10 protein-coding genes and 1 pseudogene are annotated in these 14,739 nt (G+C 65.1%); 2 read left to right on the top strand and 9 right to left on the bottom strand.

The window, feature by feature from the left end; genetic code table 11:
• From B2527_RS19365 to B2527_RS19375, 3 genes and pseudogenes are all read right to left on the bottom strand, one after another.
• A partial coding sequence (locus B2527_RS19365) for an MFS transporter (protein WP_293717326.1) occupies positions 1-734 on the bottom strand: 734 nt, incomplete at its 3' end.
• A gap of 286 nt (positions 735-1,020) precedes the next feature.
• A pseudogene (locus B2527_RS19370) lies at positions 1,021-2,470 on the bottom strand (amidohydrolase family protein).
• Between the two features lie 53 nt (positions 2,471-2,523).
• A complete protein-coding gene (locus B2527_RS19375) occupies positions 2,524-3,195 on the bottom strand; it encodes an ankyrin repeat domain-containing protein (RefSeq protein WP_293717327.1) in 672 nt (223 codons plus the stop codon).
• Between the two features lie 104 nt (positions 3,196-3,299).
• Between B2527_RS19375 and B2527_RS19380 the strand changes: the two genes are divergently transcribed.
• Positions 3,300-4,190, top strand: coding sequence for a LysR substrate-binding domain-containing protein (locus B2527_RS19380; RefSeq protein ID WP_293717328.1), 891 nt, complete (start codon positions 3,300-3,302; stop codon positions 4,188-4,190).
• 10 nt (positions 4,191-4,200) lie between these two features.
• Here the strand turns inward: B2527_RS19380 and B2527_RS19385 are convergent, their stop codons facing one another.
• From B2527_RS19385 to B2527_RS19405, 5 genes are all read right to left on the bottom strand, one after another.
• Positions 4,201-4,884, bottom strand: coding sequence for a hypothetical protein (locus B2527_RS19385; RefSeq protein ID WP_293717329.1), 684 nt, complete (start codon positions 4,882-4,884; stop codon positions 4,201-4,203).
• Positions 4,885-4,957: 73 nt separating this feature from the next.
• Positions 4,958-7,822 (bottom strand): methionine synthase, encoded by a 2,865-nt coding sequence (metH, locus tag B2527_RS19390; protein WP_293717330.1) that lies wholly within the window; start codon positions 7,820-7,822, stop codon positions 4,958-4,960.
• The gene (locus B2527_RS19395; RefSeq protein ID WP_293717331.1) at positions 7,822-8,424 is read right to left on the bottom strand and encodes a short chain dehydrogenase; all 603 of its coding nucleotides are present in this window, start codon (positions 8,422-8,424) and stop codon (positions 7,822-7,824) included. Before B2527_RS19395 ends, metH begins: the two co-directional genes overlap by 1 nt.
• Before the next feature lie 10 nt (positions 8,425-8,434).
• The gene (locus B2527_RS19400; RefSeq protein ID WP_293717332.1) at positions 8,435-9,514 is read right to left on the bottom strand and encodes a homocysteine S-methyltransferase family protein; all 1,080 of its coding nucleotides are present in this window, start codon (positions 9,512-9,514) and stop codon (positions 8,435-8,437) included.
• Positions 9,515-9,535: 21 nt separating this feature from the next.
• Complete coding sequence (locus B2527_RS19405) at positions 9,536-10,465, bottom strand: ArsR/SmtB family transcription factor (protein WP_293717333.1); 930 nt, start codon at positions 10,463-10,465, stop codon at positions 9,536-9,538.
• A gap of 127 nt (positions 10,466-10,592) precedes the next feature.
• Between B2527_RS19405 and B2527_RS19410 the strand changes: the two genes are divergently transcribed.
• On the top strand, positions 10,593-11,741 hold the full coding sequence (locus tag B2527_RS19410) for an acyl-CoA dehydrogenase family protein (RefSeq protein ID WP_293717334.1): 1,149 nt from the start codon (positions 10,593-10,595) through the stop codon (positions 11,739-11,741).
• Between the two features lie 143 nt (positions 11,742-11,884).
• Here B2527_RS19410 and B2527_RS19415 read toward each other — a convergent pair.
• Positions 11,885-14,739, bottom strand: a 2,855-nt coding sequence (locus B2527_RS19415) for a multidrug efflux RND transporter permease subunit (protein WP_293717335.1), incomplete at its 5' end; no start/stop codon positions are given.

The raw sequence follows: 14,739 nt of genomic DNA on the forward strand, positions 1-14,739 counted from the left end.
CCCAGCAGCGAGGTGCTGTAGCCGTGCTGGTCCATGTACAGCGAGAAGAACGTGTAATACGGCCCGAACGACAGCTGTTCCAGAAACGCGGCGATGAAGAACGCCAACACCGGCTTCTGCCGTACGATGCTCCAGAAGCCGCCATCATGATGGCGGTGCGTGCTGATGTTGCGCGCATAGCGGTTGAAGAAGGCCGAGCCGGTCATCAGCACGAACAGCGGCAACATCATCCATGGCAGGCGGCTGGCGCCCTGCTTTTCGATCAGCCAGCCGAACAGGGTGACCACGATGATGAAGCCCAGCGAACCCCATACCCGGATCATGCCGTAGCGATGGCTGTCCGCGCCCAGGTGGGTGAGGGTGATCGATTCGAACTGCGGCATCACCGCGTTGTAGAAGAAACAGAACGCGATCATCACCGCGTACAGCGTCCACGGCGGCGCGGGTACCAGGAAGCCGGCGAAGCAGGCGATGGTGAGCACGCATCCGATCCGCAGCCAGCGGATAGGATGCGGTGACACCGCCGCCAGCGAGGTCCACGTGCTGGGGGCGACCACGCGCGTGGCGTACCACAGGCTCATCATCACGCTGATGGCGGTGACGCTCATCTCGCGCGATTGCAGGTACAGGCTCCAGTACGGCGTGAAGGCGCCCAGCGCGGCGTAATAGAAAAAGTAGAAGCTCGACAGCCGTGCGGTAGGCACGGCCCGCGATGGCAGGGCAACGGACGTCATGGAGGTGCGCAGGGCGCGCTGGGCAGACAAGGGGGGAGCGGCGTGTGCCGCTGCCCCTATTGTGCCTTTTGCCGACCCTGGATGGCAGTTCGCGGGATGCAGGCCTGCGGGTAGTTGATCCTGCCCGGGCAAGCGCAGCGCCTTCGGGAAGTCAGACTCGACAAAGGGCGTAGGCGTCGCGGCAATGGCAGCCCCGGGTGCGCTGCACTTATCCGGGCTACGCCAGCCCGGTGTCCACCGGCCCGGACCGCCCGAGTCGATGAAGGGGCGGAGCAGAGCGCATCCTTCAGGGCTTGGCCTGCGCGTTCCACTCGGCGACCTGCGCCTTGGTTTCGGCCAGCATCGCGTCCAGTGCGGCGCGGTCATAGACCTTGCCGCGCATCACCACGGTATTGATCGCGCGGGTGGCGGTGATGTCCTGCAGCGGGTTGCGGTCCAGCAATACCAGGTCGGCGGCCTTGCCTGCGGCAACCGCACCGTAGCGGTCCAGCTTGCCGAACCAGGCCGGGCCGGCGCGGGTAGCCGATTGCAGTACCTGCAGCGGCGTCAGCCCTTCGCGCACATACAGCGCCAGCTCGTTGTGCAGGCCGATACCGGGGAAGTTGTAGGAGTTCAGAAAGCCCGCATCGGTGCCGGCCATGATGCGAACGCCGGCTTCCTGCAGCATCGGCAACACGGCGGCCACCTGCGCGTAATGGGCGTGACGGGCCTCGATCTGCGCGGGCGTGGCCTTGGCCGCGCGCTCCACGCGCCAGGCATAGGTATCACGCAGGCCTGGGCCGATGTAGGCCAGGTAGGGATCGTTGTCGCGCGGCTCGACATCGAGGAAGTCGATGATGCGGCCGCCATCCAGCGTAGGAGTCACGGCGACGTCGAGTTCGGCAAAGCGGCGATAGGCTGCCATCGCCGTGGCGCGGTCGAAGCCAGCATGCAGCCTGCGGTTGGCTTCGGCGCGGTCGATGCGGCCCGCGGCGAAATCGGCGGCGATCGCAGCCTCGTCCTTGACCCCGGCCTTGAAGGCGTAGTCCAGGTGCTCGATCGAGCTCATGCCGGCCTCGATGGCCTGGCCCACGGTCAGCGCCATCGGTACATGGCCCGAGCTGCGCAGGCCGCGTGCCTTGGCCTGGCTGACCGCGTACAGGAACAGCTCCGGCTTCAGCGTGCTGTCGGTGATCTTCACGAAGTCGACCTGGTCGCGTTGCTCGCGGTCCAGGGCGGCATCCACGCCGGCCTTCACCGGCTTCGATCGTTCCCTTCCACACCGGTGCCAAGCCTTCGATCTTGGCGCCGGAGGTGAACAGCTGCGGCCCGAACAGCTGGCCGCTGGCAATCTGCCCGCGCCAGGACAGCACCTGTTCGGCGAGATCGCCGGAGGCATCGCGCACGGTGGTGATGCCATGGGCCACGTACAGCGGCAGCAGGGCCTTGTTCTCCTCGATCAGCGCAGGGCCGCCACCGAAGTGCACGTGCATGTCCCACAGCCCGGGGATCAGGTAACGGCCGCGTCCGTCGATGGTGGTGCTGGCCTGCCATTGCGCGCCTGCAGCGGCGTCGTCGGTTACTGCAACGATGCTGCCGTCACGGATCGCCACCGTCTGCGCGGGCACGGCGCGGCCATGCTCGACATCGATCACGGTCGCGTGGCGGATCACGACATCGGCCTGGGAGGGCGCGGCGATGGCGGGGGAGATGCTGGCTGCCAGTGTCGTCAGCAGCAGGCCGAGGGTGTTCTTCATCAGGAGGTTCCAGTGGTAAGCGATTGCCATGTGGGGCGATGACAGGGCGGGGTTCAGTGGGCGCCGGCCTTGCGCAGCAGGTCCTCGATCACGTGTTGGCCCCGCTTCCGGGCGTGCGCCAGCGGGGTGACGCCCTCTGCGTCGGCGAGGTTGACGTCGGCGCCGGCGGCGATCAGCAAACGGGTGATGTCGACATAGCGCGAACTGCCATCACCGAGGATGACGGTCTCCAGCAAGGCGGTCCAACCGAGGTTGTTGATGTGGTCGACGTCCACACCGGCCTCGATCAGCAACTGCACCGTGGCGACGTGGCCGCGCTCGGCGGCCGGTATCAATGCGGTACCGCCGTAGCGGTTGGTGCTGCGCAGGTCGGCGCCGTGGGCCAGGGTCATGCGCAGGATGTCGTTCTGCCCGCTGGCGCCGGCATAGAGGTAGGGGCTGTCCTGCATCCGGTCCTTGGCGTTGACGTCGGCGCCTGCGTCGATCAGTGCCCGAGCGGTTTCGATCTGTTTCGCACGAACGGCGATCAGCAAGGGGGTGCGTCCGGCGGCATCGCGGTTGTCGATGTCGGCGCCCTGGCCCAGCAGGACCTCGACGCGTCGGCTGTCGCCTTTCTCCGCTGCCTGCTGCAGCTGTTCCGCTGCGACCGCGCCACTGCTGGCGCTGCAGGAAGTGAGCAGGGTTGCGGCCAAGGCCGGGGCAGCCATCCAGTTGTTCACGATCATTGCCTGCCTTTGTTCCAGTTCATGTGCTGCGGCGTGGCTGCGGTGTTTGCCCGAGCCTGCGGGCGATGCTACAAGTGCATGGGGCTATCGTAAAATTAAATGTAATGGTCGATTCCATTCCAAAAGCAAATAGGGTCTATTTCGATCTGGACCTGCTGCGGGCGCTGGTGATGGTGGCCGATTGCGGCAGTTTCACTGCCGCGGCAGCGCGCCTGCATTCCACCCAATCCACCATCAGCCAGAAGGTGCGGCGACTCGAAGAGCTGGCCGGGCACCGCCTGCTGGACCGTGGGGTGCGCGATGTGCGGCCGACCGATATCGGCGAGACCGTGCTGGGCTATGCGCGGCGCATGCTGTCCTTGAACGAACAGCTGGGCGAAGTGCTGTCCGGCAGCGGTGCCGCCACGGTGATCCGGCTGGGCGTGCCCGAGGACTTCGCCGCCGGCCGCACCACGCGGGTGCTGGCCGAGTTCAGCCGGCTGCATCCGCGGGTCAAGCTGGAGGTCAGCAGCGGCCTGAGCCGGGCGTTGGCGGAAGGCTACGAGCGCGGCGAGCTTGACCTGATCCTGGTCAAGCAGCGGCGGGGCAGTCGCGAGGCGGTGGCCTGCTGGCCCGAGCCGATGTGCTGGGTGGACAGTGCTTCGAGTCCAGCTTATGCGCTTGAGCCGGTGCCGTTGGTGGCGTTCCCGCCGCGAGGCATGTATCGGGAAGACATGATCGACGCGATCGAAGGCCTGGGCCGGCGCTGGCGGATCAGTTTCACCAGCTCCAGCCTCGGCGGTATCCAGTCCGCGGTCTGTGATGGGTTGGGCATCAGCCTGCTGCCTGCGCGCGCGGTCAGCAGCGGCCATGTGGTGCTGGGCGCCGACCGCGGCTTGCCGACGATTGACGGCATCGAGCTTGCGCTGCTGCACCGGCCCTCGGCCGATCCGGAGGCCAAGGCGTTGGCGGCCTTGCTGATTGAGATGCTGGCGCAGGACGGTGTGGCGGGCTGAGTGCGCCGTCTCAGAACAGGTCTTCGACTGGTGTATCCAGCAGTTCCTTGGCGCTGTGGGTGAAGCGGCGCAGGCTGGAAATGCCCAGGTCGCGGATCAGTGAGTGAGTGCCGTGCGGCAGGGCCGAGTCGTAGATGTCCTGCGGTGCGACGTTCTTGCCGTGCACGCCGGGCATCAGGTCGATGCCGGCTGCGGCATAGCAGTGCTGCACCATCGCCGAGCAGTACAGCGCGCCTTCCTTGGACAGCAGGTTGCTGCGCCGACGCAGGCGGGTGCTGTGCATGGCGAACAAGGTGCCGACCAGTTCGCTGAGCGAATAGCTGGACAGGCCGGACAGCAGGTCCAGCGCGGCTATCTGCACCTTGTGGGTTTGTGCCGCATCCAGGCCGAAATCTAGGATGGCCAGGTTGGGGAAGGCCTCATCATCGAAGTAGCGATCAGCGCGGTTCTCCTGCGCGCCCAGGCGGAGCTGGCGATTGCGCAGGTCCAGGTCCGATTCCAGTACCCACCAATGGCCGTCCAGGCGTTGCTCGCTGAACAGGAAGGCATGCGACCACAGACTGCGATGGCCATCCTGGGTGAGCGGCGCCTGTGCCTTGCGGATGGCCTTGCCGACCCAGTCGTCGGTGCCGCACAGGCCGATGCGGCCGGGCGCGGCGTGCTTGCGGATCAGCTCGGCATTGCGGCTTTGCATGGGGCAGGGCGCCTGGGAGGATGGCTGCAGGATAGTGGCTGCCAGCGCGCCTGTGCGCACCGGCCGCGGCGGATCATTCCGGATCGTAGTCCAGGTTGGAGGCCAGCCAGCGTTCCACCTGCGCGCGCTCCACGCGCTTGCGCCTGGCGTAATCGGTGACCTGTTCGCGCGATACCCGGCCAACCACGAAGTACTGGCTCTGCGGGTGGCTGAAGTAATAACCGGATACCGCGGCGGTGGGCAGCATGGCGAAGCTTTCGGTCAGCGACATGCCAATGCCCTCGGCATCAAGCAGTTGGAACAGGGTCTGCTTCTCGCTGTGTTCGGGGCAGGCCGGGTAGCCCGGGGCCGGGCGGATGCCGCGGTACTTCTCGGCGATCAAGCCCTCGTTGTCGAGCTGCTCGTCCTTGGCATAGCCCCAGAATTCGGTGCGCACGCGCTGGTGCAGGCGCTCGGCCAGGGCTTCGGCCAGACGGTCAGCCAGGGCCTTGAGCAGGATGGCGTTGTAGTCGTCGTGGTCGGCTTCGAAGCGGGCAACATGTTCATCGATGCCGATGCCGGCGGTAACCGCGAAAGCGCCGATCCAGTCCTGCTTGCCGCTGTCTGCGGGCGCGATGAAATCGGCCAGGCAGAAGTCCGGGCGCTCGGCAGGTTTGTCGACTTGTTGGCGGAGGAAGTGGAGGGTTTCTTGCTCAAGCCCCTCTCCCTCCGGGGTGAGAGGAGCAGCTGGCGAACCATGGGTTCGTTGCTCCTCGAACGCCCTTGCGCCAGCGCAAGGGCCGGGGCGCGGAGCGGGGGTTGGGGTACGAGGGTTGAGAGATGGTTGGCATGCCGCGCCCTCATCCGCCCTTCGGGCACCTTCTCCCGGTGGGAGAAGGGATACCAGTACATCGTCGCCATCACTGTTCGCCGGCCAGATGCCAAACACCGCCCGCGCCGTCAGCCACTTCTCATTCACGATGCGCTTGAGCATCGCCTGCGCATCCTTGAACAGATCACTGGCCTGCGGGCCGACGATCTCATCGGTGAGGATGGCCGGGTACTTGCCCGCCAGTTCCCAGGCCTGGAAGAACGGCGTCCAGTCGATCACCGGCAGCAGGTCTTCCAACGGATAGTTATCAAAGACATGCACGCCCGGCTGGTTCGGGGTGGGCGGGGTGTACTGGCTCCAGTCGCAGGTAAAGCGCTGGCCGCGGGCGTGCTCCAGCGATACCAGTCGCTTGGCGTCGCCACGGTTGCGGTGGCGCTGGCGGATATCCGCGTAGTCGGCGTCGTTGGCGGCGACAAAGCTGTCGCGCAACTCGCGCGAGATCAGCGACTGCGCAACACCTACCGCACGCGAGGCATCCTTCACCCACACCGTGGGGGCGCTGTAGAACGGATCGATCTTCAGGGCGGTGTGTGCGCGCGACGTGGTGGCACCGCCGATCATCAGCGGCATCTCGAAGCCCTGCCGCTGCATTTCCCTGGCGACGTGGCTCATTTCTTCCAGGGAAGGCGTGATCAGGCCGGACAGGCCGATGATGTCGGCGTTCTCGGCGCGCGCGGCATCCAGGATCTTCTGCGCCGGCACCATCACGCCAAGGTCGACCACTTCGAAATTATTGCAGGCAAGTACCACGCCGACGATGTTCTTGCCGATGTCATGCACGTCACCCTTGACCGTGGCCATGATGATCTTGCCGTTGGACTTGCCGACATCGCCGGTGCGTGCCTTCTCTTCCTCGATGAAGGGCAGCAGGTAGGCCACGGCCTTCTTCATCACGCGCGCGGATTTCACCACCTGCGGCAGGAACATCTTGCCGGCACCAAACAGGTCGCCGACCACGTTCATGCCGTCCATCAGCGCGCCTTCGATCACGTCCAGCGGACGCGCCGCCTGCTGCCGGGCTTCCTCGGTGTCTTCCTCCACCCAGGCATCCAGGCCCTGCACGAGTGCATGGGCCAGGCGGTCGCGTACCGGACGTTCGCGCCAGGCCAGGTCCTCGACCTTCTTCTCGCCCTTCTTGCCTTTGTAGCGTTCGGCGATCTCCAGCAGGCGTTCGGTGCCGTCGGCGCGACGGTTGAGGATCACGTCCTCCACGCGCTCGCGCAGTTCCGGGTCCAGCTGGTCATAGATCGGCATGGCGCCGGCGTTGACGATGCCCATGTCCATGCCGGCCTTGATGGCGTGGTACAGGAACACCGAGTGAATGGCCTGGCGAACGGTCTCGTTGCCACGGAAGGAGAAGGACACGTTCGACACACCGCCGGATACATGGCAGTCCGGCAGGGTGCGCTTGATGATGCGGGTGGCCTCGATGAAGTCCACCGCGTAGTTGTCGTGTTCCTCGATGCCGGTGGCCACGGCAAAAATGTTGGGGTCGAAGATGATGTCTTCCGGCGGGAAGCCCACTTCTTCGGTGAGGATGCGGTAGGCGCGGGTGCAGATCTCCACCTTGCGCTCGCAGGTATCGGCCTGGCCCACTTCGTCGAAGGCCATCACCACCGCGGCGGCGCCGTAGCGGCGCACCAGCCGGGCGTGTTCGATGAAGGCCGCTTCGCCTTCCTTCAGCGAGATCGAGTTGACCACGCTCTTGCCCTGCAGGCACTTCAGGCCGGCCTCGATCACGCTCCACTTGGACGAGTCGACCATCACCGGGATACGCGCGATATCCGGCTCGGACATGATCAGATTGAGGAAGCGGGTCATCGCTTTCTCCGAATCGATCAGGCCTTCATCCATGTTGACGTCGAGGATCTGCGCGCCACTGGCCACCTGCTGGCGGGCGACGTCCACGGCTTCCTCGTAACGCTCTTCCTTGATCAGCTTGCGGAACTGCGCGCTGCCGGTAACGTTGGTGCGCTCGCCGACGTTGATGAACAACAGGTCGGGGGTGATGACCAGCGGTTCCAGGCCGGACAGGCGGGTGTAGTGGGTTGTGGTGTCGTTGCTCATTACCAGACCTTGAAAACCTGTCCATTGGCGATGCCGTCGATGCTGCGCTGGTAGGCCAGTGCTGCGCGGGCGGCGGAAACCGGTTCAAAGCCGGGGAAGAAGTCGCCGTAGGCATCGAGCGCTTCGCTCAGCACGCTGGGGCTTACCGCGTTGATGCGCAGGCCGCGCGGCAATTCGAGGGCGGCAGCGCGGACGAAGCCTTCGAGGGCGGCATTGACGCTGGTGGCGTTGGCGCCCTGGGCGATCGGTTGTTCGGTGAGGATGCCGGTGGTCAAGGTGATGCTGCCACCGTCACGCAGATGGTGCTGGCCGAGCAAGGCCAGACGCACCTGGCCCAGCAGCTTGTCATGCAACCCTTGTGCGAACTGTGCCGTGCTCATTTCCGGCAGTGGCCCGAAGTGGACGCTGCCGGTGGTGGCGACGATGGCATCGATTGCGCCGACTGCCTGCAGCAGCGCAATCACGCTGTCATCGCTGCCCAGATCGACGCTGTGCAGCGGGTCCGAGCGCGATGCGGTGATGACCTGATGCTGTTGCCGCAGATACTGTGCAACCGCCGAGCCCAGGGTGCCACTGGCACCGACCAGCAGGATCTTCTTCATCGCTGAATCCTCATGCGGCCTTGTCTGCAGCCATTGGCAACGCACGCGGCGGCAAGCCCGCAACGGCTTCGGCAATGGCACGGATGTGATCGGGCGAAGTGCCGCAGCAACCGCCCACCAGGTTCAACAGCCCGGATTGGGCGAACTCCTTCAGGGTGGTGGCCATTTCCTCGGGCGTCTCGTCGTACTCGCCAAAGGCGTTGGGCAGGCCGGCATTGGGGTGGGCGCTGACGTAGCCGCTGGAGACCTGTGACAGGGTTTCCACGTGCGGCCGCATGTCGGTGGCACCCAGCGCGCAGTTGAAGCCGATCGACAGCGGCTGGCTGTGCGAGACCGAGGCATAGAAGGCTTCGGCGGTCTGCCCGGACAGGGTGCGGCCGGAGGCATCGGTAATGGTGCCGGAGATCATGATCGGCAGGCGCCCGCCGCGTGCATCGAAGACTTCCTCGATCGCGAACAGCGCGGCCTTGGCATTGAGCGTGTCGAAGATGGTTTCCACCATCAAGGTATCGGCACCGCCATCGATCAGGCCTTCAATGGCCTCGCGGTAGGTCGCGCGCAGCGCGTCGAAGCTGGTGTTGCGGAAGCCGGGATCGTTCACGTCCGGGCTGATCGATGCGGTGCGGCTGGTCGGGCCCAGCACGCCGATCACGAAGCGCGGCTTGTCCGGCGTGGTCGCCTCCACCGCGTCACAGCACTGGCGCGCGACCTGGGCGCCGGCCTTGTTCAACTCATAGACCAGGTGCTCGAGGTGATAGTCGGCCTGGCTGACCGAGGTGGCGTTGAAGGTATTGGTCTCGACCAGGTCGGCACCGGCCTGCAGGTAGGCGGTGTGGATGCCGGCGATGACGTCGGGACGGGTCAGCAACAACAGATCGTTGTTGCCCTTCAGGTCATGCCCGCAGGAGGGCCCATGCACGTGCTGGCTGTCGAACCCGTCGACGAAGCGCTCGCCCCGATAGTCGCCTTCTTCCAGGCGATGGCGCTGGATCATGGTGCCCATCGCGCCATCGATGATGAGGATGCGCTGGGCCAGGGCGTCATGCAGCTTGCCGACGCGATCGGGGTGTAGCCAGGGGAGGGCTTGCATAGGGCGGGCCGAAGAGGTGGATCAGGGTTGGTGGGCGATCAGGGAGATCACTTCGAAGTGCGGCGGGCGCTTTTCGCGGGTGACGGTCTCCAGGCTGGAGACTTCCAGGCCGGCCTTCTCGACGAACTTGCGCAGCTCCTTGCCGGTGAAGCCCAGGTTGACGTGGCCATAGGCCTCGACCGCGACCTTGTGTTCATGGCGGGCCAGGCTGCACAGCATCAGTCGGCCCTGCGGGCGCAGCACACGTGCGCACTCGGCCACCGCCTTGGCCGGCTGGCTGGCGTAGGTGAGGGCGTGCATCAGCACCACCAGGTCGAAGCTGGCATCGGCGAACGGCAGCTTGTGCATGTCGCCTTCCAGCACTTCCACATTGGGCAGCTTGCGCAGGCGTTCGCTGGCGGCGGCCACCACGCGGGCGCTGGTGTCGATGCAGACATAGCGCTGTGCATGCGGGGCCAGCAGCTCGGCCAGCACACCGTCACCGGAGGCGATGTCCAGCACGTCGCCGGTTTCCAGCAGCGGCAGCGCGCTGCGCGCCATCGCTTCCCAGGTGCGGCCCGGCGAATAATGGCGCTCCATGTCACCGGCAACGCTGTCGGCCCAGTTCTGGTCGGCGGCACGCATGGCCAATACCGCCGGCACGCGCTCGGCGTCCTGGCGCAGCAGCGGATCGTCGCTGCCGGTGCTCAGGGCATGCCACAATGCCCGCTGCGCGGGGTCCAAGGCCGCCTCGTCGAAACGGTAATACGCCGAGACGCCGGCGCGACGATCGCGGACCAGGCCGGCTTCCTTGAGCCGTGCCAGGTGGGTGGAGACACGCGGCTGCGCCAGCGTGGTGATGGCCGACAGCTCGGCCACGGTCAGTTCTTCCTGTTCCAGCAGGGTCAGCAAGCGCACACGCGTTGCATCGGCGAACACTTTCAGACGGGTTGACCAGTCTTCCAGATCCATAAATATCTACCTATCGCGATATAGAGATATTTTCGCTTTGTTGCCGGTTTCGGTCAAGGCGATGCATAGGCTGAATGCGGCTGCGATGGTTACAATCGCAACTTGATCAGGCCCTGGGAGGGGTGTTGTGGATTTCAGTTATTCCGACGAGCAGCTGATGCTGCAGGACGTCGCGCGTCGTATCGCCAAAGAGAAGATTGCCCCCAGCGCCGAGCATTTCGATGCCACCGGCGAGTACCCCTTGGAGAACATCCGCCTGCTGGGCGAAAACGGCCTGATGGGCATCGAAGTGCCGGTGGAGTACGGCGGCTCGGGCATGGACCCGATCTCCAGCGTGCTGGCCATCATCGAGGTATCGGCGGCCGATGCGGCGCACGCCACCATCATGTCGGTCAACAACTCGCTGTTCTGCAATGCGGTGCTCGGTTACGGCACCGAGGCGCAGAAGCAGACCTATGTGCGCGCGATTGCCGAAGGCCGCGAGATCGGTGCGTTCGCGTTGACCGAGTCGCAGTCCGGTTCCGATGCCACCGCCATGCGCTGCCGCGCGGTCAAGCAGGCCGATGGTTCGTTCGTGATCAACGGCCAGAAAAGCTGGATCACCTCTGGCCCGGTGGCGCGTTACATCGTGCTGTTCGCGATGACCGATCCGGAAAAGGGCTCGCGCGGCATCACCGCCTTCATGATCGACACGCAGAAGCCGGGCTTCGGCCGTGGCAAGACCGAGCCCAAGCTGGGTGTGCGTGCATCAGCCACCTGCGAGATCGAGTTCCAGGACTATGTGGCGGCGGCCGAGGACGTGATCGGCAACGAGGGCGAGGGCTTCAAGATCGCGATGAGCCTGCTGGATTCGGGCCGCATCGGCATCGCCTCGCAGGCGGTGGGTATTGCCCGGGCGGCCTATGAGGCATCGCTGGAATACGTGCGTGAGCGCAAGTCGTTTGGTGCGCCGATCGGCAGCTTCCAGATGATCCAGGCCAAGATCGCCGACATGAAGTGCAAGCTGGACGCCGCCCTGCTGCTGACCCTGCGTGCGGCCTGGACCAAGGCCCAGGGCAAGCGGTTCTCCACCGAGGCCGCGGTGGCCAAGCTGACCGCGTCGGAAGCGGCGATGTGGATCGCGCACCAGGCAGTGCAGATCCATGGGGGTATGGGCTACTCCAAGGAGATGCCGCTGGAGCGCTATTTCCGCGATGCCAAGATCACCGAGATCTATGAAGGTACCTCGGAGATCCAGCGTCTGGTGATTGCACGCAACGAGACGGGCGTGCGCTAAGCGCACTGTATTGCCGGGCAAGGCCCTCATGTAGTGCCGAGCCATGCTCGGCAGGAGCTTTACCGGTAATGCTCATTGCCGAGCATGGCTCGGCACTACACAAAGCCCCAAAAAAAGCCCCGGCATTGCCGGGGCTTTTCGTATCAGCGGTCCTTCTGGATCGCATGCACCTTGTGCTGTGCGATGTATTCCTTGGACTGCTCGTCCAGTTTGTCACCCAGCACGCGGCGTACGGTCACAAAGAACAGCGGGATCAACAGCACGCCGATCACCGTGGCGAACAACATGCCGCCGATCACGCCGGTACCCAGCGAGTGGCGGGCGTTGGCACCGGCACCGGTGGAGATGGCCATCGGCAGCACGCCCAGGATGAAGGCGAACGAGGTCATCAGGATCGGGCGGAAACGCAGGTGCGCCGCTTCGATGGTGGCTTCGCGCAGGGTCTTGCCGGCCGCACGCTGTTCCACCGCGAACTCCACGATCAGGATCGCGTTCTTCGCTGCCAGGCCGATCACCGTCACCATGCCGATCTTGAAATACAGATCGTTCGGCAGGCCGCGCAGCAGCGAGAACACCACCGCGCCGAGGATGCCGACCGGCACCACCAGCAGCACCGCCACCGGGATCGACCAGCTCTCGTACAGTGCCGCCAGGCACAGGAACACCACCACGATCGACAGCACCATCAGCAAGGTGGCGGCGTTGCCGGCCAGGATTTCCTGGTAGGACATGCCCGACCAGTCGAAGCCGAAGCCCGCCGGCAGGTCGTCATGCACCAGTCGTTCCATCGTGCTCATGGCCTGGCCGGAGCTGCCGCCCGGGGCCGGAGCACCGACGATGTTGACCGCCGAATAGCCGTTGTAGCGGTTCAATGCCGGCGGGGCATAGATCCATTCCGACTTGACCACCGCGCTGAGCGGGATCATCGCCGGCTGGTCGGTGGCGTCCTTGCTCAGCGAACTGGGCACGAAATAGCTGTTCAGCGATTCCGGCCCGGTGCGGTAAGCCGCATCGGCCTGCATGTTGACGCGCTTGATACGGCCGCCGTAGAAGAAGTCGTTGACGTACACCGGTGCCAGCATCATCTGGATGGCGGTGTAGACATCATTGACCGACACGCCCATGGCCTGGGCCTGCACGCGGTCAACCTTCAACTGCAGCTGCGGTGCGTTCTCCAGCGTGTTGGGGCGCACGCCGACCAGCGACTGGTCCTGCGAGGCCGCACCCAGCAGGGTATTACGCGCGTCCATCAGCGCATCCTGGCCGGCGCCGGCGCGGTCCTGCAGCCACATGTCGAAGCCGCCGAACTGGCCCAGGCCCTGCACGGTGGGCAGGTTGACGAAGAAGATCTGCGCATCCTTGATGCCGTAGGCCTGCTTGTTCATTTTCTGGATGAACTCAGGCGCGGTCTCGTTGCGATCCGCCCAGTCCTTGAGCCGGACGAAAGCCATGCCGACGTTTTCACCGGCACCCAGGAAGCTGAAGCCGGTGATCTGCATCATGCCTTCGAACGAGTCATCCTTCTGCAGCATGCCCAGCATCTGGTCGAACACGGCGCTGGTACGGCCCTTGGTCGCGCCGGGCGGCAGCTGCACGATGGCCAGTGCATAGCCCTGGTCTTCTTCCGGCAGGAAGCTGCCTGGCAGGCGGGTGAACAGGAAGCCACACAGCACCAGCAGCAGGGCGAACACCATCAGCCAGCGCGGCGAGTGCTTGATGACGCCACCCACGGTGCCGACATAGCTCTTCTCCAGCTTGCCGTAGTACTTGTTGAAGGTGCGGTAGACCCAGTTCGGGTGGTCGTTGTGCGTGGGCTTGAGGAAGGCCGCGCACAGCGCCGGGGTGAAGGTCAGTGCCAGCAGGGCCGAGAACGCCATCGCCATGGCGATGGTCAGGGCGAACTGCTTGTAGATCTCGCCCGAAGCGCCGGGCTGCAGTGCGGACGGGATGAACACCGCCGCCAGCACCACGGTGATGGCCACCACCGCGCCGGTGATCTGGCTCATCGCCTTCTGCGTGGCCGGCTTGGGGTCGAGCTTCTCCTCGCTCATGATGCGCTCGACGTTTTCGATGACGACGATGGCGTCATCGACCACGATGCCGATTGCCAGCACCATCGCGAACAGGGTCAGCTGGTTGATGGTGAAGCCGATCGCCAGCATGCCCATGAAGGTGCCGAGCAGGGCCACCGGGATGACCAGGGTGGGGATGATCGTCGCGCGGAAGTTCTGCAGGAAGATCAGCATCACCAGGAACACCAGGATGATGGCTTCCACCAGGGTGTGGATCACTTCCTCGATGGAGATGGTGACGAAAGTGGTGCTGTCGTACGGGGTGAACCAGCTCACGCCGGGCGGGAAGCTGGGGGCCAGCTCGTCCATCTTGGCGCGCACGGCTTCGGACACGTCCAGCGCATTGGCGCCGGGCAGCAGCTGGATGGCGAACGCAGCCACCGGCTTGCCGTTGTACTTGGTGTCAAAGCCGTAGTTGCTGGCGCCGAAAGACACCCGTGCCACGTCCTTGAGCTTGACCACGCTGCCGTCGCTGTTGGCACGCAGGATGGTGTTTTCGAACTCTTCCGGCGAGCTGTAGCGGCCTTCGGCAGCGACGGTAGCGGTGAAGGCCTGGCCGTTCGGGGCCGGGTCACCGCCCACCGAACCGGCGGCGAACTGCAGGTTCTGAGTGCCGATGGCGTTGTACACCTCGGTCGGCGACAGGTGGTAGCCCTGCAGCTTTTCCGGGTTCAGCCAGATGCGCATGGCGTATTCGGAGCCGAACTGCTGGGTGCTGCCGACGCCGGGGACGCGCGAGATCTGTTCCAGCACGCGCGCACCGACGATGTCGTTCAGCGCGTCACGGTCAACCGTGCCATCGTCCGAACGCACGCCAACGGCCATCAGGAAGCCAGCGTTGGCCTTGGCCACCACCACGCCCTGCTTGGTCACTTCCGAAGGCAGGCGCGGGGTCGCCAGCGACACCTTGTTCTGCACCTGCACCT

This window comes from Stenotrophomonas sp. UBA7606 (assembly GCF_002477705.1).
In the GTDB taxonomy this organism is placed as follows: domain Bacteria; phylum Pseudomonadota; class Gammaproteobacteria; order Xanthomonadales; family Xanthomonadaceae; genus Stenotrophomonas.